Here is a 22799-nt window from a genome sequence, read left to right as displayed (position 1 = left end):
ATAGTTTGTGGCCAAAGGCACCTTTAATTAATCTGTCGCTCATCCAGAGCTAATTTTTCAATCTTCTAATCAATAATTCTTCACAAACTTTTCAACAGACAACCGCACCTTTCATTAATTGCTTTTCAAGTCAATTGACTTAATTTTGACTTTCAATTTTGATCTATGACTGAAGAATCCTCATCACTTAATTTTCTAGAACAACTTATTAAAGACGATTTGGCTGCAGGTTTATCTCCTGATAAACTTCGTTTTCGGTTCCCGCCCGAGCCAAATGGCTACTTACATATTGGTCATGCTGCTTCCATTTGCCTGAATTTTGGTTTGGGTGAGACGCATAATGCACCGGTTAATCTTCGCTTTGATGATACCAATCCTGCCAAAGAGGAACAGGAATATGTGGATGCGATCAAGCGTGATATTCAATGGTTGGGTTTCCAATGGGCTACAGAATGTTATTCTTCAGACTACTTTCAGCAGCTCTACGATTGGGCGATTCAGTTGATTAAGGAAGGAAAAGCCTATGTAGATGGGCAATCTGCGGATGCTATGGCTGCACAAAAAGGTACTCCTACTACTCCTGGTGTGGCTGGCCCTTTTCGTGATACTTCTGTAGCAGAAAACCTTGATTTATTTGAGAGAATGAAAGCTGGAGAATTTGAGCAAGGAAGCTATGTGCTTCGTGCCAAAATCGATATGGCTTCACCAAATATGCTGATGCGTGACCCTATTTTATATAGAGTTGTGAAAAAAGCACATCACCGTACGGGCACGGATTGGTGTATTTACCCAATGTATGATTGGACACATGGTGAGTCGGATTATATCGAGCAGATTTCTCACTCGCTTTGTACACTGGAGTTTAAAATGCACCGGGAGTTATACGATTGGTTTTTGGATCAAATCTATGACCCTACCCTTTTGAGACCAAAGCAGCGTGAATTTGCCAGAAGAAACCTGAGCTACACCGTGATGAGCAAACGAAAGTTGCTTGAATTGGTACAAAGCAAAACAGTGACGGGCTGGGATGATCCACGCATGCCTACTATCTCCGGACTTCGAAGAAGAGGTTATACGCCTGATTCTATTCGTAAATTCTCTGATGTTTCCGGAATTTCCAAGCGTGATTCTGTGACAGATGTTTCTCTGTTGGAATTTTGCATCCGTGAGGATTTGAACAAAACAGCTACCCGAGTGATGGGTGTTTTGGATCCAGTGAAGTTGGTAATCACCAATTATCCTGCTGGGAAAACTGAAATACTTTCCGCTGAAAATAACCCTGAAGATCCTAATTCAGGAACTCACGACCTACCGTTTAGCGGTGAATTGTATATAGAAAGAGAAGATTTCAAAGAAGAGGCGGGCAATAAGTTTTTCCGCTTGACTTTGGGGAATGAGGTACGATTGAAAAGCGCCTACATCATCAAAGGTGAGAAAGTAATAAAAGATGGGGTAGGCAATATTACAGAGATTCATTGTACTGCTGACTTGGATTCAAGATCTGGGTCTGGAACTGAAGCTAGTACAAGAAAAGTAAAAGGAACGCTTCACTGGGTATCTATTCAGCATTCGGTAAAAGCAGAAGTTAGAGAATACGATAGACTATTTTTGGACGAAGCTCCAGACAGTCATGAGGACAAGAATTTTATGGAATTCGTAAATCCAGACTCTCTAAATGTGATCAAAGAAGCCTATTTGGAGCCTTTCCTTAAAGAGGCTACTCTTGATGATAAGTTTCAGTTTCAGAGATTAGGCTATTTCACTTTGGATAAAGACTCTTCTGCCGAGAAGTTGGTATTCAACAAAACTGTCGGGTTGAGAGATTCATGGGCTAAGCAAGCACCAGCTGCTTCTTCACCACAAAGTCAGCCTACCAAGCAACCTAACCAAGGTAGTGGACAAGCTCAGGGTCAGCGTTCCGCTATCAATGAAATTCAGAAAATTGCGAAGAAATACACCAATTTATCTGGTGATAAATTGGCTGCAGCGAGAGCTGATATCGCGAAATTAGCCGAAGAGGTGAGCTACGAGGAATTGGCTCCCCTATTCAATACTGCTGCTAAAAAAGTCGGAACTCGTATCGGTGTAATGATCGCTTTAGGAGTCTTATTGAATAAAGGACAGGAGAGAAATGCTGAAATTGATGCTTTTATAGAAGCCGGTTTGTCAGATGGAAACGAAGAATTGGTAGGAGAAGCTAAGAAAATTTAAAATTGATTTCTGGTGTACTTTGCAGTGTCGAGGTATAAGTAAAAAAATCGCTCGTCGTGAATATTCGACGAGCGATTTTTTACTAAACTACAGTTAGAGAATGGTCAGGTTTGCAACCATGACAAATACGTTCCTACTTATCCACGTCCATGGATACCTTTTCTTTGTTGATAAGAATTGGCTTTCCGAAGCCTAGTTTTTCTAAACCTGCCAATTGGGTTTTGGCGTCGCCAACGATCAGCCAGATCATTTGGTTAGGGTCTAAGTATTTACCAGACAACTCCTGAATTCTTTCTACAGTCATCTCATTTACAAGCTGCTCTTGATCTTTTACGTAATCTGAATCCCAACCGAATTCACTGATATTTTCAAGCATATTTAGCTTTGCTCCTGCAGTTTCGAAAGCTCTTGCATTACTTTTAATCATAAAGCTCTTTGTCGTTTCAAGATCCGCTGCAGAATATGTTGATGGATAGTCAGATAGAATATCTTTGACAAGTTGCGCTGACTCATAAGTCACATTGCTTCTCACACCGCTGCTAATGCTAAATGGCCCAGCGATTTTTCCACCTGTGAATGAAGATCTGATTCCATACGTATAGCCTTTTCCTTCTCGTAGTTCCTGAGTTAGTCTAGAAGCGAAACCTCCCCCACCTAAGATGTAATTCATCACCACAGCAGGATAGTAATCGGGATTGGTTGATGCAAGAGCTGGATAGCCAATCTGAAGCATGGATTGCTTCGAATCAGGAATATCATAGAAATAAACCTGCGCATTTTCCGGTCTTACAGGAGCATCGAAAGTAGGAATACTTACTTCTTTGCTCTCCCAACCTGTAATGAGGTTTTGGAGAGAAGCTATAATATTTACTTTACCTAAATCACCTACCACATGCATTCTCGTCACTGATGGCGAAATGTAATTATCATAATAGGACTTCAGGTCATCCATGGTAATCTCCTCAACAGATTTAATCGAGCCAAGGATATTTTGCGAGCGGATATTTCCTTCGCCATAGATTAGCTTGTTAAATTCATTTTGAGCCACCATGTTTGGACTACCTTCCAGCTGACGAATTCTACTCAAAGTTGCTTGCTTGGCGAGTTCAAACTCAGCAACATCCCAGCGTGGTTCCAAAATGATTTCTTTCACTAAAGCCATTACAGCATCGTAATTTCTGCTTAAAGTAGTAACGGAAATTGTGGTGCTTTCTGTAGTCGCGTATACATTTACTGAGGCCCCCAGTTGTTCTATTGCATCTTCTAGCTCGGCGGTCGTTTTCGTCTTTGTGCCTTTAGTCATTAGCTGTGCCAAAAGATTTGCTACCCCCACTTTATTTGGATCATCTAATAACTGTCCACCATCAATCATCATATTGAACTGAACTAACGGAACTTCATGATTTTCAATACCATATACTTTTAAGCCATTGACCAAAGAGTCTTCCCAAACAGCTGGGATTTTCACCTCAGGCGCCTTGCCATAAGGAGGTTCTATAGACCTATCAAAAGTCGAAGGAGCTTTTTCATAGCTAGCTTGGACCGATGCATCAAAGGTTTCTTCTGCTCCCTGCACTATTTTCTCTTCCACTACTTCAGCTTTCTCTGATCCTTCAAGTGCTGCTTCCCGATTTCCCCTTGGCACAAAACTAGTAGCGATGTAATTCTTATCCTTGATGTACATATGATAAACGCGCATCACATCTTCTGTACTTACTGCTAAAACCTTTTGAATATCTTGACTGATATATCCAGGATCATGAGCAAAAATATTATATTGAGCCAATTGAACTCCCTTTCCCAAAACGCTGGAAAGTGCATTGTAAAAGCTTGTCTCCTGCCCAGCTTTGATTCTAGCCAAATCCTTTTCTGAAATGCCTTCCAACTCGAATTTTTCAAATCCCTCTTCAATAGCCACAGCAACTTCATCCAAATCCTTATCCGCAAAAGCTCGAACTGACAACTGCACTTGACCTGCCAATTCAGATGTTCTATTATACATCCTCACAGACGAGGTCAACTGCTTCTCATCCACCAGGACAACGTTTAATGGAGCAGATTTACCGTTAGAGAGGTAATCTGTAAGTACATCCAATGCATAGGAATCATCACTATACTGCTCCACAGCTGGCCAAGTCATGGTTAGTTCAGGAAGCTTTGCAAAGTTATCCTCATGGTATAACTTCTTGATTTCTTCTACCTTACCCGGTCTTGGTGTCATCGGCTCAATAGGATCTCCAGAAGCTATTTCATCAAAATACTTTTTCACCCAAGTCTTTGCTTGCTCCGGATCGAAATCGCCTACAATAGTTAGCGTGACGTTATTTGGAACGTACCACCTTCTGAAAAACTCCTTTACATCCTCCAACTTTGTATTTTGAAGATCTTCCAAAGAACCGATTACTTGCCAATTGTATGGATGGTCTTCGGGATAGAGGTTTTTATCGATTACATAAGAAGTATGTCCGTAAGGCTGATTATCCACACCCTGACGCTTTTCATTTTTCACTACCTGCTTTTCTTTCGCTAGAACAGGATCAGTAACTGTATTGATAAACCAGCCAAGCTTGTCCGCTTCAGCCCAAATCATTTTCTCCAAGGCATCATTAGGTATTGTTTGCAGGTAATTGGTTCTGTCCCGACTGGTAGAGCCGTTCGCACCTGATCCGCCTATTCTGGCAGTCATTTTATCCAAACCGCCTTTACCTAAGTTTTCTGATTCTAGAAAAAGTAAATGCTCAAAAAGATGAGCAAAGCCGGTTCTCCCCTCTTTCTCACGCGCTGAACCTACATGAGCAGTCAATGCCACAGCGACAACGGGATCAGACTTATCAATATGAAAAATAACTTCAAGACCATTGTCTAGCTCGAATTTTTCATATTCAACTTTGAATTCCTTTGAGGAAGTTTCAGTTTTCTTTTCACAGCCAAATGCAATGAGTACAAGAAATAGTAGTGGCGTGGCTCTTTTTATCATGGTAGGATGGTTTTCAAGACGCTAAATAAATGAATAATCACTCATATTCAATCGATTATTGTTTGATCGGCCTACCCTACTTTAGTTGAGCTAACTTTGGCTGAAATGGGCTATGATTTGGTCTAAATCAAACTCCTATACTAATTCTAGATTCTGAATAGAGATCATAAACTGCAATAAGAGCTTCAGAACCTCTTGCATCAGGATACAACTCATATTTGCCTATTTCTCCTCGGCTTTCTACATAGACTGGATTGTACTTTTCGTCATAAACGTTCCAGACTATCAGCAAAAAATGATAGCTAATTTTACTAGCTCTTCCCTCTTCCAACCAGGTTTCAAACTCTTCTTCTGTGATTGATCCAGGATAATCAGGTCCTTCAAACATGTATATAAGTGAGGTTGTTGGTTCGTTCAAAGATAAGAAATAGCCTTGAGACTGAAGACCAAAGATTTGTTTCTACAGTGTTCAGTCTCCAGACTTCCAGCTTATTTACCAGATCTTAATGCGCTCTTCTTCTGACTTATAATTCAAATTACCTGGCTGAATATTAAAGGCAGCATAGAAAGGGTCAAAATTCATCAACGGTCCATTTACTCGCCAAACAGCAGGCGAATGCGAATTTGTATTAACATAAGTTCTCAAAAACTCATCCCTTGTTTTCACTCTCCAGATTCTGGCGATTGAAAGGCAAAATCGCTGATCAGGAGTATATCCATCGATTTTTGTAGTATCCTGACCTTGTTCTGTCAACTTAAAGGCTTCATAAGCAATGTATAAAGCGCCGTTATCAGCGGTATTTTCTCCAATAGTCATTGCGCCTTTCACATGTACAGAATCCAAGACAGTGAACGTGTCATAGCGCTCGATCAATTGCTGCGTTTTGCCTTTGAACTTCTCATAATCCTCAGCAGTCCACCAGTTTTTTACATTACCATCCTTATCATATTGCGCTCCTTGATCATCAAAAGCATGGGTTAACTCATGTCCAATTACCATTCCGATTCCACCGTAGTTGATCGCATCATCAGCATACAGATCAAAGTAAGGATACTGTAAGATTCCTGCCGGAAAAACGATTTCATTCAAAGATGGATTGTAATACGCTGTCACAGTAGAAGGAGTCGTACCCCACTCTAGCTTATTTGGAGCCTTGCCGAATTTATCCAATTGATAGCGACTCTGATCCTTGCGAAGGGCAAGTACATTCTCAAAATACTTGGTTGGATCAATAGTGACATCATATTCTCTCCATTCGTCTGGATAGCCTATTTTTTTTGTGATTGCATACAGCTTTTCTTTCGCCTGAGTTTTGGTGCTGTCACTCATCCAGTCCAATTGATTGATTCGGCTTTCAAAAGCTTTTTGAAGATTATTGACCAAATCAAGAACCCGCTTTTTGGCATCTTCATTGAAATAGCGTTTCACATACAATTGGCCCAAAGCAAACCCTAATTGTCTATCCACTTTTTGTACCATTTGCTTAGCTCTGGTCAATTGGGTTGACTGACCATTAATTACTTTTTGATAATCAAATGAGGCATCTTCAAATGGCTTGCTTAGCACCTCGGCAAATGAATCCAGAGTATGGGCTTTGACATAAATTTTCCAATCGGAAAGAGGAACTGACTTCAGCATTTTATTCAACGTCTCATAATAGGCTGGTTGACGAACATCCACCGAATCTGCATTCAAACCTAACTGCTCAAGCATGGTACTCCAGCCAATTGTCGGTTGCTTTTGATTCAGTTCGGCTACGGACATTTTATGGTAATTTTCTTTTACAATTCTTCGTTCGATACGAGTTTTGTGAGATTGAGCCAGCTGTTTTTCAATTTCATACACCTTCTCCGCATTCCTCTGAGCTTCAGTTGTTTCACTTCCAGTTAATTCGAAAAGTGTCGAAACATAATCCTTATATGCATTTTGGATAGCGATCGTAGAAGAATCAGTATTGAAGAAGTAATCGCGATCAGGCAAACCCAGCCCAGTTTGGCTAAAATGAGCGATGTTTATGCTGCTATTTTCGGCATCCGGAGAAATCCCAAGACCTATGATAGATTCGGTATTGGATTTGATCTCATCTGTGACAAAGCTCAACAATGAAGGTAAATCTGAAATTGCCTCAATTTCCTCAAGAATAGGTTTGATTGGCTCAAATCCTCTTTTATTAATTGCATCTGTGTCCATCCCAGAGGCATAAAAATCACCAACCTTTTGCTCAATACTTCCAGCTGGATTCTCTGCTTTTGAAACCTCCTCTAAAATATCCTCGAGTAGTTCTTTTTGAGGAATATTCAAAAATGAATAGGACCCAACCCCAGATTGATCATCAGCTATTTTGACAGAATCATACCAGATCCCATTCACATGCATAAAGAAATTATCGCCTGGTTTGATAGATGGATCTATTCCGGCAACACTGACAAATTCTCTTTGTGGAGGAGTCTCAGCCGATTCTTGCTGGTTGCATGCAGCTATTAGTATCAGTAATGCTGAGGCATAAAGTATATTTTTCATATCTGATTGCTGGTGTTTTGGAAAAGATAAATGAAAAAACTGAGTTGGCAAATCCGAAGGTTAGTGACCCTAGCCTAGCTTCCACCGGTGGTAGGATTACCAAAAGATAATATTATGTTTTAGCATTTCCTTCTTACATTCAAGTACTTATAGTTATTGATCTACATGGAAAACTTTTCTCTTGAATCTATTTCTTCACAAAAAGGCAAGGTTGCTCTCGTAACAGGAGCAAACATTGGTCTTGGATTCGAAACTGCTTTGGCATTGGCAAAAAAAGAAGCAACGGTGATTTTAGCTTGCCGCTCCCTACCCAAAGCGCAGGAAGCCATGAATTCAATTCTAAAAAAAGTGCCCAATGCCGATCTTGAAATTATATTGATCGACTTGATGAGCTTGGAATCTGTGGAGGCATTTGCAAAGGAAGTCTCCAAGAAATACGAAAGACTTGATTTTATCATTGCTAATGCGGGAATTATGATGCCGCCTTTCCAAAAAACTAAGGAGGGATTTGAAAGCCAAATTGGGGTGAATTACCTGGCCCATTTCTTATTGGTAAATCTGCTTTTTCCTATTCTTAGTAAAACCAAAGATTCGAGAGTGGTAATGCTGAGTAGTTTGGCACATACCCATGCAAAAATTGACTTTGACAATCTCAATGCGGAGAAATCCTATTCAACTTGGAAGGCCTATGGGCAAAGCAAACTAGCCTGCTTAATGTTCACTTACGAATTACAGCGAAGAATTGATAAATCCGGTCTGTCTGTAAAATCAGTGGCTGCTCACCCAGGATTTTCTGGTACCAACCTAGGGCATTTGCTTCCATCAATTGGAGCGTCACTATTTACTCCTTTCGCTTCCCTGATTGGTCAAAGCGCAAGAGCTGGGGCATTGCCTACTTTGAGAGCAGCATTAGATCCTGAAGTGAAAGGCGGAGAATATTTCGGTCCATCAGGTTTTAGAGAAGTAAAGGGCAAACCAGTGCAAGTCTACTCTTCCTATAGATCTCATGATTTATTAGTAGCAAGTAAACTTTGGGCAGCTTCTGAAAAATTGACAGGCCAAGAATTTACACTTTGATCAATCCTAATTTTAGGACTATTTAGGTTTCAAAGCAAATACCTTATACTATGAATTATCTGCAGATGAGAGGATTTGCTTACGTTTATAGGCAAATGATTTCAGATTCTCTCGTGAAGACCCAGGCAAGGTTCATTGTTCCAGAAACAGTTTTTCTGGAGTGATAAGTATTCCGCTACTCTCCCATCAAAGTATTTAATCTCTATTCCTGGATAGGATTTTTTTAAAGGTTTGTATGCTTTCACAAAATCAGACTGGACTTTAAACCCTGATTTCATCAAGTGAATCACCACCTCTCTTCGCGTATCCCTACTAATCAAAAAGTCCTTCATCCAACCGTCCAATGACCTTTGCTTTTTGTAGACAACTTCTTCATAGCTAGTGATTCCAAATGGTGGGATTGGACCATAATGATCAACTATCGTATGCTGAGCACCTTCTTTGGTAAAAGGACCAAAGCTGCTTTCCCAAGTATTCATCTTGGTAATGGAAGGTAAATCAACACTTCTAAGTACAAGCGTATCGTACCAAAAGCGTTTAGATTCAGGCAGGAAGCGATGGTTCCGAAGAGGAATTCCCTTTTCGCGGGACCAGTTTTGCATGAAGCTAAACAGGGGATTGTTGAATGTTAGCACGTCATGATGTGAAGTCAGATGGTCTGGTTCACGTCCAAAAGCTCGTTTGAATTTTTCGTATTGGGCAAAGAATTCAAGCTTGATTTGATCTATGTATTTCGGCTCTTCAAAATTCTTATCAAACTTCCTGAAGTCAAGAAACTTATGTTCATCGTCAACCAGAAGCCATATGCGAGACCAATCTGAGACTGGTGAGCCTGAAGTAATTGTAAAATGAAGCCCAATATGAGTTGTGTTGAAAAGTGAATTTTCAGGATCGCCGACAGGATAATTCTTCAATTCCTCGCAAAACCCCTTCAAATAGCTTTCACCCTTATCGTCTGGTCGATTCACGAGTACGGCGATGGAATTGATCCACCCTTGCTTTAAAGCCAGTTTAGCTCCAGCATCTATCTCATCTACTATTCCTATGTCATCTGCAGTTACAATTACCTTTTTCGGAATTAAAGGCACTTCTGAAGTGGTATAGATGGACTTGCTCCAAATAAAACTATGATTGGTCAATACATACCAGATATTTGAATCCAAGTAGTCTTCGCCAACTATTGCGTGCGAGATTTCCACTTCAGTACCAGGAGACAAAACTCGTGACTTTGGAGCATTGACTGAAGGCCTTTCCAACCTTACATTCACATATAGACTTGCTATTCCTTTGTAAGTGTCCATCACCCTATTGCTTTTGTATTGTTATCTAATGAAGTAGATGGATTGCTTGAACTGGTCGAAGAAATTGGAATCTTGACAGAGTTTCGGACTTGCATCAGCTTATTCAGCAAGTCAAACCAGAATGGCGCACCCAGTGAAATAGCAAACGCAGTGATCACCCAGCCAAGGCCAACGTATAGTTTTTGCCAAAAAGTAAGATTTTCCTTACGCTCCACTCCTAAAACATAGTTGTATTTGGCCATTTCTGTGTTCAGAGAATCTAAATAATCTTTCTGATTCGCAGCCGATTCAGTCGTGGTACCATTTGAATTAGTGGCCATGTAGGATTTAGCTTCCTCAACGAGTAAAGTTCTTATTTCATCGTTATTCACCAATTCGGTCGTGAGTCGGATCGTATCCACGTTGAACATCGCCGCAATGGCAAACCCAACGATAAAGGTCAAAAAAGTCAATTTCCTTTTATACCATCCTGTAATCCTATCCATCTGATCTTCATACCAGTTTTCAATTAATGCTCTGAATTTTTCCTTGTCATTTGCTGCCTGCAGCCATAGATTTTTGAGTTGGTATTTTGTCTCGGCTCCAATTGAAAGTCCTTCGATTTCCCAAGGATGCTCTTTGTTAGTCCGTTGAAATAGCTCATTCTTGAGATAATCGAGCTTTTCCGTTAACTCATCTATCTCCTTTTTTACAACCTCTTCTCCTTTGGAGATCTCATCCAACTCTAGTTCTAGATTTTTTATTTGTGAAGCCAAAGCACTTGAATCGTATTCAGGAATGATTCCAAGCGTTGCTGAGATATTGTGAATATCATCTAGGTAAGCTCCTTTTCGAAGTAAATCTATCAGTGTATTGCCGAACCTATCCTTTGCGATATAAGATGGTTTTGAGTTAATTCCTTTGTGTCCAAGGTATTTGATAGCTGGATGCTTGTAAAAAGCCTTCGTAAGTGGATTAATTGTCTTTACCCAAAAGAGATTCAAAAAGGTATGATTAATCGTAGTTGATAAATGATCATCGGCCAATAGTCGGTCAATTCCAGTAATCAAATTCTTTGATCTAGAGCTAAATGCAGAAGTGATCGTCTCAATGATGGTCATTGCAAAGAGACTATAAAGTAGATAAAGGAAAACTAGACTGATGAAGACGTCGAGAACAGCTAAGCCGGTCATATGTTTTTGATTTTAAAAATTTTGAGAAAAAGTGTGCAAAACAAAGTATTTACAAATTAATTAATTTTTGAATAAATCCTGCTAACTAATTGGCAGACAGCATTTCTAGGCTTAAGACAGCAAAGCAATTTGTCTTCAGGTGGGTTTGTTGCAATCAATTAGGTGGCAAAACAGGTTTTCTACCGCTAGTAAATAGTCTCTTTGAATCGAATTTAATTATTCATAAATTCCTAATTAACAATAAGATATACCTTAACTATAACCTAATATGAAAAAGTCAGTTTTACTAGTTGCATTTAGCACGCTCATGGTACTTCTAGCTGCTATGACCTTTAGAGGTAATGACGAATTGCCCTATAATTTAAAGATGGGTACTCCGGAGGTCAAGTCTATTTCTTCTTTGACTTTTGGTCCCGAAGGGATTTTATTTATTGGAGACTCCAAAAGCGCAGCAGTTTATGCAGTAAACACTAAGGACACCAAGATTCCTGCATCTGTTTCTCCTATCAATGTTCAAGCAATTGATCAAAAAATAGCTGCCCTACTTGGAACCACAGTTGACAATATTTCTATTTTGGATATTGCGGTCAATCCAGTTTCTAAGAAGCTTTACCTTGCAATCCAATCAGGAGATGGTACTCCAGTTCTGATGACCTTATCGGAGGATAAGTTTTCTCCTGTTTCTCTTAGCAATGTAGAATTTGCCGAAGTTCAGCTTAATAACTCTCCAGGAGTAGACGAGAAAGATGGACGTGGAAGATCACTTCGAGTTTCTACTATTTCAGATATAGAATATACTGATGGCAAATTGATGGTGAGCGGAATATCCAATAAAGAATTCAGTTCAACATTTAGAAGCATTCCTTTCCCATTTACAAATGAGCAGGATTATGCCTCCTTAGAAATTTTTCACGCAGCACATGGCCGATATGAGACGACTTCACCAATTAAGGCTTTTACAACTGGAAACGTTAATGGCAAATTATATTTGATTGCTAGCTACACTTGTACTCCACTGGTATTATTTCCTTTGGATGAATTAAAAGCTGGTACTCATGTGAAGGGAAGAACTATAGCAGAGATGGGTAGTGGAAATCAACCACTAGACCTAATAAGTATGGAAAAAGATGGTAAATCATACCTAGTTATGGCAAATTCTAGACATCCAGTTTTCCAAGTAGATTTTAAGGATATTGAAAGCTTTGAAGGATCATTGACTGAACCACTGGCTGATAATGTCAAAACGGAAGGAGTTGATTTTGTATCTACCCCTCTTACCAACGTACAGCAATTGGCGAAATTTGATGACAATATGATGGTGTTTTTACAAAAAAAGCCAAATGGATCACTCGATCTTTGGTCAACAGATAAAGCTGAGGATTTGCTAAAATAATGATGAATAAGATTTTTAAAATCAGGTTAAGCATTTCACTTAACCTGATTTTTTTTGTTTTCATATTCCTCTTTTATTCCTGCTCTAAAGAGTCTGAGGAATCAATTTCCATTGTTTGGGAAAATGATAAAGCAGTAGCACTTCAATTTGAAAAACCTAGCAATTATAAACTTGGAAATTCTCAAATAGAAGTTCGGCTAGTGCAAGAAGGTAATCGAGTTCCAATTCTTGGAGAATTAAAAGAAGAGAGGGGAATGATAATTTTTTCTCCATTGATTCCACTCACCAGAGGTCAGAGCTATGAGGTGTTTAAGGGGGAAGGCAAGCTGGGTGATGTTTTGATTCCTAATCTTAGCTCGACTGAATCTGGTGTTTCACTAATAGAAATCTACCCTACTCAGGATAGTCTTCCTGAAAATCTCTTGAAGCTGTTTTTGAAATTTTCGAAACCAATGCGCGAAGGTAAATCCATCAACTATTTGACACTAATTAAGGGGGATTCTGATACGCTATCAGGGGTGTTTTTGGATTTGCAACCCGAGCTGTGGAATGATGATCAGACGATGCTAACGGTCTGGCTTGATCCCGGAAGAATCAAACGTGACTTGATTCCTAATCAAAAATTGGGAGCTCCATTGAGTAAATCTGAAAAATATAAGCTCATAGTTTCATCTGATTGGAAAGGACTAAATGGTGAAGTTTTAGATAGGTACTATCTAAAGGATTTTACCGTGATAGCTCGTGATAGTATTTCTCCGACTCCGAAAGATTGGCTTTTAGATATTCCACATTCAGGATCCAAATCACCCTTAAAAGTTAACTTTGAAGAATCACTCGATTATAGTTTGCTCAATGAGGTTTTCAAGATTTTTTCTCAAGAAAATCAAGAAATCGCAGGCGTGTGGAAAATTGGAAATGAGGAAAAAAGCATAGAATTCACTCCTTTTTCAAATTGGAAAAAAGGAAAATACAAGTTTAGGGTTTCAGGTAGATTGGAGGATTTAGTGGGGAACAATTTGAATCGGTTATTTGAAACAGATCTGAAAATTCAGACTTCTGAGCAAGAGGATTCAGAATTTCAATTTATAGCGTTTGAAGTGAAGGAATGATACTTTACTCCTTCACTTCAAACGTGATTTTGCATCACTAACTTTTTCAATAAATCCAAAATTATTTCATGTAATCCAACACCCGATTCGCCCAAGGAATAAAATGCTGCATATTCGGTCCATCGGTATGTCCTCCATCGTGCTGTCTCCAAGCTAAATCTCCGTCCAACATATCAGTATTATAAGGCGGCATTTCTTCTTTCATATAATCATTTGATACGCCGAGATCAGTTGCTCCTAATAGTTTGTAAGCTACACCAGCAGCCACAACAGCCATGTAACTCCCCTTTTGATCCAGCCATTTTGCATCTCCACTCTCAGGAATGCCATAACTCACAAAAACTGGCCTAGGAGCACATAATGCTAACATATCATGAGAATCAACTGTAAGATCACAACCATCCATTCTTCCAAAAACCGACTCTTCAGCACCATATTTCATGTAGTTTCCTGCCATCCAATAGTTTTCACCACCAGTAAGGCTTTCTACTGCTTCGCCAAAAACTCGTCTGTGAAGAGTGGTGCCTCCTTTTCCAGATGACCCGATTAAAGCTGTCGCAAAACGGGGCTCAAATGCCATCGTTACTAAAGCTGCTTTTCCATATCGGGAAACACCTTCAATTCCAACTTTTTTAGCATCTACCAATGGTTCTGTTTCCAAGAAATCCAAGGCTCTAGCCGCTCCCCAAGCCCAAGCACGAAGTGCTCCCCAATCTTCAGGAGATCTAGGTTGACCTTTGTTCACCAAACCAATAATTCCTCTCGTGATGCCGGCATGATTATCAGACTGAATACTGCTCGGGTCAATAGTTACATAGCCCCATCCAGCAGCCAGCAATTGCTCTGTGGATGGAGAATCTCCTGTTGGTGCTGGCGCAAAGAAGTTTGGACCAGGTAAACGAGTCACTGGATTGTAAGCAGGATATTTATCAAAAAGTGCTTGCAAGGAAGGATCGTTCTTAATCATCATCTCCTTAAAAGATGTGTTCAAAGTTTCCATATCCTCCCCATTCGGTTGTGCCGGTGCGGGAAAAGATGGACGACCAAACATCATCAGAACTGGAACTGGACCTTTGGCATTCGCAGGTACTACCAGCATCATATTGATGTCTACATTTATTAATGGATAAGAGCTGTTATCCACATGCCCGATGATCTGTTTAGCAATTACCGGAGTTCTAGCAACAAATTCCCGATCGGTGATTTTCACTTCCCAGGTTACATCAGGGATGTTTTCTGGAAGCTTACCATATACTTCCCGCTCCAAAGCTTCTACCAATTCAGGCCTTCTGGTTTCCCACCACATATCCTCTGAAGTCACTTTTTGACCACTATTCGTAGTCAGAATATCTGGGAGTTCAGGGCATGGGTTTGCTTTTGCCTCATCGTAATTTGCCGCATTTGGAGCAGATTCATTTCCGCTTGGCCCAGGTCGAAGCACTTTGATACCCAACTGCTGCTGCATATTGGCGTGATCCTGTTCATTGGTAAACGTAACAGGTGCGGGATATTTGCTTGCGTCAATTTTGGTCGTTTGAGCAGTGGCAAAGCCGCCAATTCCAAGCATTAAGGTTATAATAATTGTCTTTTTCATAATAGGTTTCGGGTATATTGAGCGTATTAGTTCTGGTGTTCCTTCACATGTTTTGCTGCTTCCAGCATGGTTGTGGTCCAGATGGTTTCCTCATTTTCTGCCAAATAGTCAATAAGCATCTGGTGCGCTTCCAATGACACATTCAAGTTATGCTCTCCTCCTACTCCATGAAAAAGGAAGGTTATCAAAGCATTTTTTTCTTGCGCTTCTTTTACCAATTGAATCAATTCTGCACCTGATTCTCCATTGATTCCATAGCTATCTACATTGAGAAGATTTATATTTCCAATCAAATTCAAAGCACCTCGAACTCCTCTGGAAGCTACAAAATCATCTTTGATAGCCTCCATGAATGAACCTTCGCCAGTTGCTGTATCTCCACAGGTATAGGCAAAAGTTCGCTCCTTTTTCCCATCCAACGTCTCCAAAAACACATTGGTCATTCGGATTTCCTTCAGAATTTGGGCTGTCGTGTAGTTATGTAAATCGTTATCTGGACTTACCCAGGATCTTCCAGGTAAAGAAGCATCACAGGGATGATATAGTGTGTGATTGCCTAATTCATGGCCTAGTAAACCCGCTTTTTTCCAATCTTCTATTCTATTCTTACTACCATCAGAGAATGCAGAAAGATAAAATGTGCCCTTAAGTCCATGAGCTTCTAGCGCAGGAACTACATTGTCTAAATGTACATTCAGCGCATCATCGTATGTGAGAACTACAGCAGCTTGTCTTCCTTGCCAAAGTTCATTTGAAGTGGAAGTTTGTTGTGCAAAACTGTGGTAGGAAACACAGATTAATCCCAGTGATAGGATTTTAAAAATTGATTTCATTCTACAGGTTTTAGGTTGGGTTCATTGAAATTAATCCTAAGGTGAACACATAGCTTGTTGATCTACAATCTGCTAGTATTATCTAGGTTTATTATCAATTTAGATACAAAGTATCTTTTGCCTTGCTACCATGCAAACCGACCAACACTTTTCTTGAAGTCAACTAAGAGTTTTAAGCTTAGGTCAACTCCTCAATTCTGCCCTCATAATCAAATTGCAAATCCTCATGCAATCCAGAGATTAGTTTAACTGCTTTTGCTAATTGCATTTGATAGATATTATCCAACACCTGATTTCTATGGCGCAAAAAGCCATATTCCTTAAGCTTTTCGCAGAAAAACAACAACACTTCTATTTGATCAGTTTTGACTTTACTGAGTTTAAGTAGCTTGTTCATCTTACGGCGAAGCTTTTGAGCTGACTTTTTTGCATAATAGGAATGATCACCTCTTGCAGTTTGAAAATCGAGCTCCAACTCTTCCTGCACCATTTCTACATACAGTTGTGGTTGGTCTTTCTCGTTAAGTTTAAAAAATAGGTAAGACTTATTATCTCTACTGAATTTACTAAGATCTGCCACCAATTCGATCAATTCCTTCTCATTGAGAAAGCTGAGTTCTTTTTTGAGTTGTGCTAGACTTGGGATTTTCATTGGTCAATGGTGTGATTAATAACTTCAAATTTTAACATAATATATTGATCAAGCTTCATTCATCGCAAAATTCCATGCTTCGTAAAACAAATAAATATTTACGAATTTCAAACCTTAGCCTCCGTTCACATTTATTCTTTTGATATTGAAAAAACAGAAGCCTAACTTAAATCACGAAAGCTTACAGATTATCTATCTATGAAAGAATTTAAAGCCATCATTGAGGCCTATGAGCAATATAAAGTAGCTGGAAAGAATACTGCGCTGGCAACAGTAGTCCAGGTGGATGGCTCTGCCTATCGACGACCTGGGGCGAGAATGTTAGTGTCTGAAGATGGTGGATTGACAGGCGCTATAAGCGGTGGCTGTTTGGAGGGGGACGCGCTACGCAAAGCTCAAACTGTAATTTTCCAGCAGAAATCGATGTTGGTTACGTACGATACTACAGATGAAGATGACCAAAAGTTTGGAGTTGGATTAGGCTGTAATGGAATTATTCATGTATTGATAGAACCCATTGATTATCAAAACACTATAAATCCAATAGAGTTGTTGAAAATCGCTCTCCAAGATCGGGTTTTCAGCAGATTACTTACAGTCTTTTCAGTCAAATATTCTAAGCAAGAACAGATTGGAACAAAGATACTTTTGAAAGGAAATCATGTTTTTGGGGATGAAGATAAGTTGGAAACTCCTCTTTGGGAAAAAATCCAAGACGAGTTAAAATCCATGGACACAAACCATCATAAAATTCGTAAGTATGAAAGCTTAGATGATATTCAAGTATTTATCGAATCCATCAAACCAACCATTCGAATTTTACTTTTTGGGGCTGGAAATGATACAATTCCTCTAGCCAAGATGGCTGATATTCTTGGTTTGGATGTAATTCTCATTGATGGGAGAAAGAACTTGGCTACGCCTACTCGCTTTCCTTCAGCGTTGAAAATTATCACTGGTTCTGGGGAAGAAGTCGTTGAGCACCTCGAAACAGATGAACATTCAGCAGCACTTTTAATGACTCATAATTTTGAATATGAGGCTTTGGTAATGGAAGAGCTGTCTAAACTCGATCTGCCCTATTTGGGAATTTTGGGTCCGAAAAAAAAGTCCCAGAAATTAATTGAGCGCTTAGCTAAGAAAGGAATCCCTGTCAATCAAGCAACTATCTATTCTCCCATGGGTTTGGATATTGGGGCTGAGGGTTCGGAAGAGATTGCTTTGTCCATTTTAGCAGAAGTGAAAGCGGTTTTGGCAAAAAAACAAGGTACCTTTCTGCGAAATAAGACAGGCCCAATACACGATTAAACTCATGAAAACAGGAATCATCATACTAGCAGCAGGAGAATCAACCAGACTTGGCTATCCAAAACAGATAGCAAAATATAAGGAAAAGACCTTGCTTCAACTCGCTATTGATGCTGCAAATGATGCTAAAGTGGATAAAAGAGTTTTGGTGCTGGGTGCAAACCGTGACGAAATTAAAAAGACTTTCCCAGGAGCAAGCATTCCCAATATTCCTAATCAACACTTCGAAAAAGGCATGTCATCCAGCATAAAAGTTGGACTTGAGTACATGTTGAAGTTCGACAAGCCTGATCAAGTGATTATTATGCTTTGCGATCAGCCTTTTGTGGATGCGAAGATCCTAAATAAGCTTATTGCGACTCAGAAGAAGGAAGAAAAGGGCATTGTAGCCTGTGCATATTCCAAGACATTTGGCGTTCCTATTCTATTTGGAAAGGCTTATTTCAAAGAATTGATGGAGCTTAAAGGTGATGAAGGTGCGAAGAAAATTGCAATGGCGCACGAAGATGATATGGTCACTGTAACTTTCACTAAAGGCAAAGTAGATATTGATACTGAGGAGGACTTGAGGGACTTGAACCTATAGGTTTTAAGTTGGAAAGTATAAAAGTTGCAAGGTCTGGATTACCTAGCCTTACAACTTTCAAACTTTACCACTTTTCCCCCTCAATTCCCCCACCACCTTTTCCACCCAAGCCACCGTATCCAACACATCCTGCTCGGTAGTATTCCTTCCTAAGCTAAAACGAATCGAAGCTCTACCAAGATCTGCATTTAATCCCATTGCTTGAAGCACATGAGATGGTTTTGGGGAAATGCTGGTACAGGCGGAACCTGAACTTACCGCGACTTTCTGGCAAACTTTGCGGAGCAAATCCTCCCCTTCTACTCCACCGAAAGCGATATTTGTTACATGAGAAAGTCTATTCTGACTTCCATTCAAAAAAGTATCTTTTAGTGATAAGAGTTTGTTTTCCAGTAGATCACGAAGTTTTTCCAGTCGATTTGATTCTGCTTTCATTTCCGACATTCTTAACTCAGCAGCTTTACCAAAACCTACAATTCCGGGGACATTCAATGTTCCACTTCTAAAACCTTTCTCATGCCCGCCTCCATGAATCTGTGCCAGGGGCTTAGGCAATGAATGGTTATGTCTGACGTATAGCGCTCCTATCCCTTTCGGGCCATAAAGTTTATGTGCTGAAATAGCCATCAGGTGCACACCCTCAACAGAGATTGGGATTTTGCCTGCTGCTTGCACTGCATCTGTAAAGAAGACTATTCCCTTTTCTTCTGCCAATTCTGCTATTTCGGTGATTGGATGAATGATACCAGTTTCATTATTTGCCCACATCAGGCAAATCATTTTGGTGTTCGGAAGGATGCTTGCTCTCAGATCAGCTAAGCTGATATTTCCCTGTTTATCTACAGACAAATATGTAACCTCTGCCCCTGCTTCCTCAATGGATTTCATGCAGTCTAATACTGCTTTATGTTCTGTCTGGCAGGTAATATAGTGTTGCTTTTTACCTTTGAAAATCTCGAAAGTCCCTTTGATTGCAAGGTTAATTGCTTCAGTAGCTCCAGAAGTAAAAATGATTTCCTTGGCCAGTGCCCCAATCTGATTTGCCACATTTTCCCTAGCTTCATCTACAGCATTTTCAGCCATCCAACCAAAAGCATGTGACTTGCTCGCTGTATTGCCAAAATGTTCTCCAAACCATGGAATCATAGCTTCAATTACTTCTGGAACACAAGGAGTGGTAGCGTTGTAATCAAGGTAAATCGGGTAATTCATAAGTGCAAAATAGGGATTTTTTAAGCGTGAGGAATTACATATATCAATCATAATTCACCTTGTCAGCTAAATGATGAACAAACAATAATTGACTAATTTTAACCATGCAAGAATCATGGACCTTAACACTCCCCTCATCGGAAAAGCCAACTTCAGAAGAACTCAAGAAGGTTTTAAGAGAAAACCAAAAAGATTTGGGAATCTTTCTCTCCTATTATTTCAGGAAAGAAGGTGCTCATACCGAGAAGGTGGATTTGGCTTCTGATATTAATTTTCAAGATGAAATCTCAGGTGATTTCGAATTGGAATTTGACCTTATCCATTACAATGCTTGCCTTGCTATCCACGATCAAAAGCGGGATCAAATTAAAATCACTTTTGAAATTGAAGGAGTCAATATGAATCTCAAAGGACCTTATTGGCCTGAGAGAGAGATGGATGAGATTTAGAGTTAGTATCAAGTAGCAAGACATAAGTATTTAGACTTAAGACCTAAGAAGTGAGAGGCAAGAGTAAAGTTTACAGTCTCATTGATAAACTACTTGCGGCATTAAAATCAAATAAAAAGCACTTCCAAAAATTTATGGAAGTGCTTTTCTTTTAGTTCTTGAATCTATTTTCTTGATTATTTAATCCTGTTACTTGATTCTAGCATCTAGATACTTATGTCTAACGTCTTGATACTTTCTAAGCTCTTTTTATACCCAACTTAAGGTCAGTGAATTCCTTTTGCTCGATAAAAGGCTGACTTCTCAATCTCCTTTCAGTGGCACTAAAGATAGCATTTGCGATAGCTCCACCTGTTGGCGGCAAGCAAGGCTCACCTAGTCCAGTTGGGTCAAAGCCACTGTCTACATAATAGGTATCCACTGCAGGAACTTCCTTCATTCTGATCAATCGGTATTTATCAAAGTTCGTTTGTGTTGGAAGTCCTCCTTCGAAGGTCAGGTTTCCATACATCGCATGCCCCATTCCATCGACCACTCCACCACGAACTTGGTGGTCAGCTCCGGTAGGATTTACCACCATTCCACAGTCGGTAATCACATGAATCTTTTTTAGAGATGGAGTACCGTTTTCCATTTCAATATCAGCTACTTGTGCGACATAAGTTCTGTGTGAAAAATAGACAGAGAAGCCTTGTTTAACATTCGGGTTTTTACCCCAATTTGATTTCTCTGCAGCCATTTTTGTAACTCCAATCATTCGGTCCACATCATAGCGAAGTTCTCCACCTACAGGATTTGCTTTGGCTTTTTGGAACAATTCCATTCTGAATTCCACAGGATCTTTTTTGGCAGCAAAGGCAACTTCATCCAAAAATGACTGCTCCGCGTAAGCCAAGAAATTGGTAATCGGAGCTCTCCAAGCATTTGTAGTAATGGATGATTCATAATTGACATTCTCGATCAGAAGGTTATCAACTGCCCCAGCCGGAAAATTATGTTCTCTAGTACTGTTACCGGCATTCATACCTACTCCTCTGAGTTTGTAGCCAATCAAATTTCCGTCTGTATCCAATGCCGCTTCAAATCTATAGCGAACAGCTGGCCGGTAAGCTCCTCCAGTCAGGTCATCTTCTCTGCTCCATGTAAGTTTCACTGGAGCATTCATCATTTTGGAAACGTGAACAGCTTCAGATACATAATCTGCGCGAAGTCTTCTTCCAAATCCACCACCTAATCGGGTGATTTCTACTGAAATATTCTCAGGAGCAATTCCAGTAACCTCTGCAGCAGCCCTTCTTGCACTTTCAGGAGTTTGTGTTGGTCCTATCAATTCCACTTTGTCTGCCTGCACATGCGCAAAGAAATTCATTGGCTCCATAGGCGAATGTGAAAGGAAAGGACACTGATATTCAGCAGAGACAACTTGTGCGGCATTCTTGAAAGCTGCTTGAACAATTCCGTCTTCCCGCTTTACTTCAGCCTTTCCATTTGCAAGTAGATCTTTGAAAATCTGATCGTGATCTGCAGAACTCTCTACTTTTCCATCTGCCTCATACTCCACTTTTAAGAGCTTCTTTGCTTTCATCAGCGGCCAAGTAGACGTTCCGACCACTGCCACACTATTCTCAAAAGTTACCACATCTTTAACACCAGCTACATTTCTAGCTGCGGCATCATCTATGGATTTGATTTTCATTCCAAAGGGTGCCCGCTGAATCATTGCATGGAGCATCCCTTCTCTATAAAAATCAAGTCCAAATAGTGGCTCTCCAGTGAAAATTGCTCCATTTTCCACATTCTTAACTGGAGTCCCGATGATTTTAAAATCTTTCTTATCCTTTAAAGTAATCTCTTTAGGTGCAGTCAACAAAGCTGCATCATTAGCTACTTCTCCATAACCTATTTTCTTTCCGCTAGCTTTGTGGTAAATAATCCCTTCAGACGTACTCAACTCGTCAGCTGAAACCTCCCATTTTTTTGCAGCAGCAGCTACCAAAAGAAATTTAGCTGTAGCTCCGGCTTTGCGAAGCCGCTCCCATGAATGAGGCATAGCTCCAGAGCCACCAGTTAATTGTCGTTCATACTTATCTGTATCGAGATTTGCCTGAAGCACTCTTACTTTACTCCAATCTGCGTCCAATTCCTCAGCCACCACCATTGGAAAGGAAGTTTTTATGTTTTGTCCTAATTCAGGATTAGGAGAATAAATCACGATATCTCCACTAGGTGCAATACTTAAAAATGCATTAAAATTCTTAGCATTTGCGAGTACTTCTTCAGTGCTGAGCACATCCATTTTTGGAGAATCACAGCTCATCCAATTAAAGCCAATAAATAGACCTCCAGCCGTAGTTCCGGCTATTTTAAGGAAGTCTCTTCTGTTAGTTTTTGTCAGTGTAGCCAT

17 protein-coding genes are annotated in these 22799 nt (G+C 39.9%); 7 read left to right on the top strand and 10 right to left on the bottom strand.

The genetic code is table 11. From position 1 onward, the window contains the following. Positions 1-165 precede the first annotated feature (165 nt). A complete protein-coding gene (locus tag AACZ87_RS03000) occupies positions 166-2211 on the top strand; it encodes a glutamine--tRNA ligase/YqeY domain fusion protein (protein WP_339864710.1) in 2046 nt (681 codons plus the stop codon). A 133-nt stretch (positions 2212-2344) separates the two neighbouring features. Here the strand turns inward: AACZ87_RS03000 and AACZ87_RS02995 are convergent, their stop codons facing one another. The 3 genes from AACZ87_RS02995 to AACZ87_RS02985 all read right to left on the bottom strand — a co-directional run bounded on the left by AACZ87_RS02995 (position 2345) and on the right by AACZ87_RS02985 (position 7709). Then, positions 2345-5188 (bottom strand): pitrilysin family protein, encoded by a 2844-nt coding sequence (locus AACZ87_RS02995; protein WP_339864708.1) that lies wholly within the window; start codon positions 5186-5188, stop codon positions 2345-2347. Between the two features lie 127 nt (positions 5189-5315). Next, positions 5316-5576, bottom strand: coding sequence for a hypothetical protein (locus AACZ87_RS02990; RefSeq protein ID WP_339864707.1), 261 nt, complete (start codon positions 5574-5576; stop codon positions 5316-5318). Positions 5577-5681: 105 nt separating this feature from the next. Then, positions 5682-7709, bottom strand: coding sequence for a M13 family metallopeptidase (locus AACZ87_RS02985; RefSeq protein ID WP_339864706.1), 2028 nt, complete (start codon positions 7707-7709; stop codon positions 5682-5684). 165 nt (positions 7710-7874) lie between these two features. Between AACZ87_RS02985 and AACZ87_RS02980 the strand changes: the two genes are divergently transcribed. Continuing rightward, positions 7875-8786: an oxidoreductase gene (locus AACZ87_RS02980; RefSeq protein ID WP_339864704.1), complete on the top strand. Its 912-nt coding sequence runs from the start codon at positions 7875-7877 to the stop codon at positions 8784-8786. 101 nt (positions 8787-8887) lie between these two features. On the opposite strand, the gene AACZ87_RS02975 is transcribed toward AACZ87_RS02980, so the two are convergent. Both AACZ87_RS02975 and AACZ87_RS02970 read right to left on the bottom strand, forming a co-directional pair. Next, positions 8888-10087 (bottom strand): ChbG/HpnK family deacetylase, encoded by a 1200-nt coding sequence (locus AACZ87_RS02975; RefSeq protein WP_339864702.1) that lies wholly within the window; start codon positions 10085-10087, stop codon positions 8888-8890. Next, on the bottom strand, positions 10087-11259 hold the full coding sequence (locus tag AACZ87_RS02970; RefSeq protein WP_339864700.1) for a hypothetical protein: 1173 nt from the start codon (positions 11257-11259) through the stop codon (positions 10087-10089). Before AACZ87_RS02970 ends, AACZ87_RS02975 begins: the two co-directional genes overlap by 1 nt. Positions 11260-11527: 268 nt before the next feature. Here AACZ87_RS02970 and AACZ87_RS02965 point away from each other — a divergent pair, with 268 nt between their 5' ends. Together AACZ87_RS02965 and AACZ87_RS02960 are read left to right on the top strand one after the other, a co-directional pair. After that, positions 11528-12652 carry a hypothetical protein gene (locus AACZ87_RS02965; protein WP_339864698.1) on the top strand — a complete coding sequence of 375 codons (1125 nt, stop codon included), beginning with the start codon at positions 11528-11530 and terminating at the stop codon, positions 12650-12652. After that, entirely contained in the window at positions 12652-13761 is a 1110-nt protein-coding gene (locus AACZ87_RS02960; RefSeq protein WP_339864696.1) for a hypothetical protein, read from the top strand. The genes AACZ87_RS02965 and AACZ87_RS02960 overlap by 1 nt, the downstream gene beginning before the upstream one ends. 61 nt (positions 13762-13822) lie before the next feature. Here the strand turns inward: AACZ87_RS02960 and AACZ87_RS02955 are convergent, their stop codons facing one another. The 3 genes from AACZ87_RS02955 to AACZ87_RS02945 all read right to left on the bottom strand — a co-directional run bounded on the left by AACZ87_RS02955 (position 13823) and on the right by AACZ87_RS02945 (position 16840). Next, on the bottom strand, positions 13823-15355 hold the full coding sequence (locus tag AACZ87_RS02955) for an acetylxylan esterase (protein ID WP_339864694.1): 1533 nt from the start codon (positions 15353-15355) through the stop codon (positions 13823-13825). 26 nt (positions 15356-15381) lie between these two features. Then, positions 15382-16188 carry a polysaccharide deacetylase family protein gene (locus AACZ87_RS02950; protein ID WP_339864692.1) on the bottom strand — a complete coding sequence of 269 codons (807 nt, stop codon included), beginning with the start codon at positions 16186-16188 and terminating at the stop codon, positions 15382-15384. Between the two features lie 178 nt (positions 16189-16366). Continuing rightward, on the bottom strand, positions 16367-16840 hold the full coding sequence (locus AACZ87_RS02945) for a hypothetical protein (protein ID WP_283413373.1): 474 nt from the start codon (positions 16838-16840) through the stop codon (positions 16367-16369). Positions 16841-17038: 198 nt separating this feature from the next. Between AACZ87_RS02945 and AACZ87_RS02940 the strand changes: the two genes are divergently transcribed. After that, positions 17039-18148 carry an XdhC/CoxI family protein gene (locus AACZ87_RS02940; RefSeq protein ID WP_339864689.1) on the top strand — a complete coding sequence of 370 codons (1110 nt, stop codon included), beginning with the start codon at positions 17039-17041 and terminating at the stop codon, positions 18146-18148. A gap of 4 nt (positions 18149-18152) precedes the next feature. Then, positions 18153-18734, top strand: a complete 582-nt coding sequence (locus AACZ87_RS02935) for a nucleotidyltransferase family protein (protein ID WP_339864687.1) — start codon at positions 18153-18155, stop codon at positions 18732-18734. A gap of 57 nt (positions 18735-18791) precedes the next feature. Here AACZ87_RS02935 and AACZ87_RS02930 read toward each other — a convergent pair whose 3' ends face one another. Continuing rightward, positions 18792-19946, bottom strand: coding sequence for a cysteine desulfurase family protein (locus AACZ87_RS02930; protein WP_339864685.1), 1155 nt, complete (start codon positions 19944-19946; stop codon positions 18792-18794). 104 nt (positions 19947-20050) lie between these two features. Between AACZ87_RS02930 and AACZ87_RS02925 the strand changes: the two genes are divergently transcribed. Next, positions 20051-20395, top strand: coding sequence for a hypothetical protein (locus AACZ87_RS02925; protein ID WP_339864683.1), 345 nt, complete (start codon positions 20051-20053; stop codon positions 20393-20395). A gap of 238 nt (positions 20396-20633) precedes the next feature. On the opposite strand, the gene AACZ87_RS02920 is transcribed toward AACZ87_RS02925, so the two are convergent. Further along, positions 20634-22799, bottom strand: coding sequence for a molybdopterin cofactor-binding domain-containing protein (locus AACZ87_RS02920; RefSeq protein WP_339864681.1), 2166 nt, complete (start codon positions 22797-22799; stop codon positions 20634-20636).

This window comes from uncultured Algoriphagus sp., assembly GCF_963974365.1.
Taxonomy (GTDB): Bacteria; Bacteroidota; Bacteroidia; order Cytophagales; family Cyclobacteriaceae; genus Algoriphagus.
The sequence above is the reverse complement of the archived record's forward strand: the minus strand, read 5'-3'. Positions and strand labels throughout refer to the sequence as shown.

Bases quoted from the DNA above. Each gene is read 5' to 3' on its own strand.
- AACZ87_RS03000 (WP_339864710.1), top strand. From the start codon at position 166: ATGACTGAAGAATCCTCATCACTTAATTTTCTAGAACAACTTATTAAA.
- AACZ87_RS02990 (WP_339864707.1), bottom strand. From the start codon at position 5,576: ATGTTTGAAGGACCTGATTATCCTGGATCAATCACAGAAGAAGAGTTT.
- AACZ87_RS02940 (WP_339864689.1), top strand. From the start codon at position 17,039: ATGAAAGAATTTAAAGCCATCATTGAGGCCTATGAGCAATATAAAGTA.
- AACZ87_RS02950 (WP_339864692.1), bottom strand. From the start codon at position 16,188: ATGAAATCAATTTTTAAAATCCTATCACTGGGATTAATCTGTGTTTCC.
- AACZ87_RS02955 (WP_339864694.1), bottom strand. From the start codon at position 15,355: ATGAAAAAGACAATTATTATAACCTTAATGCTTGGAATTGGCGGCTTT.
- AACZ87_RS02920 (WP_339864681.1), bottom strand. From the start codon at position 22,799: ATGGCTACACTGACAAAAACTAACAGAAGAGACTTCCTTAAAATAGCC.
- AACZ87_RS02995 (WP_339864708.1), bottom strand. From the start codon at position 5,188: ATGATAAAAAGAGCCACGCCACTACTATTTCTTGTACTCATTGCATTT.
- AACZ87_RS02965 (WP_339864698.1), top strand. From the start codon at position 11,528: ATGAAAAAGTCAGTTTTACTAGTTGCATTTAGCACGCTCATGGTACTT.
- AACZ87_RS02980 (WP_339864704.1), top strand. From the start codon at position 7,875: ATGGAAAACTTTTCTCTTGAATCTATTTCTTCACAAAAAGGCAAGGTT.
- AACZ87_RS02945 (WP_283413373.1), bottom strand. From the start codon at position 16,840: ATGAAAATCCCAAGTCTAGCACAACTCAAAAAAGAACTCAGCTTTCTC.
- AACZ87_RS02960 (WP_339864696.1), top strand. From the start codon at position 12,652: ATGATGAATAAGATTTTTAAAATCAGGTTAAGCATTTCACTTAACCTG.
- AACZ87_RS02985 (WP_339864706.1), bottom strand. From the start codon at position 7,709: ATGAAAAATATACTTTATGCCTCAGCATTACTGATACTAATAGCTGCA.
- AACZ87_RS02925 (WP_339864683.1), top strand. From the start codon at position 20,051: ATGCAAGAATCATGGACCTTAACACTCCCCTCATCGGAAAAGCCAACT.
- AACZ87_RS02975 (WP_339864702.1), bottom strand. From the start codon at position 10,087: ATGGACACTTACAAAGGAATAGCAAGTCTATATGTGAATGTAAGGTTG.
- AACZ87_RS02935 (WP_339864687.1), top strand. From the start codon at position 18,153: ATGAAAACAGGAATCATCATACTAGCAGCAGGAGAATCAACCAGACTT.
- AACZ87_RS02970 (WP_339864700.1), bottom strand. From the start codon at position 11,259: ATGACCGGCTTAGCTGTTCTCGACGTCTTCATCAGTCTAGTTTTCCTT.
- AACZ87_RS02930 (WP_339864685.1), bottom strand. From the start codon at position 19,946: ATGAATTACCCGATTTACCTTGATTACAACGCTACCACTCCTTGTGTT.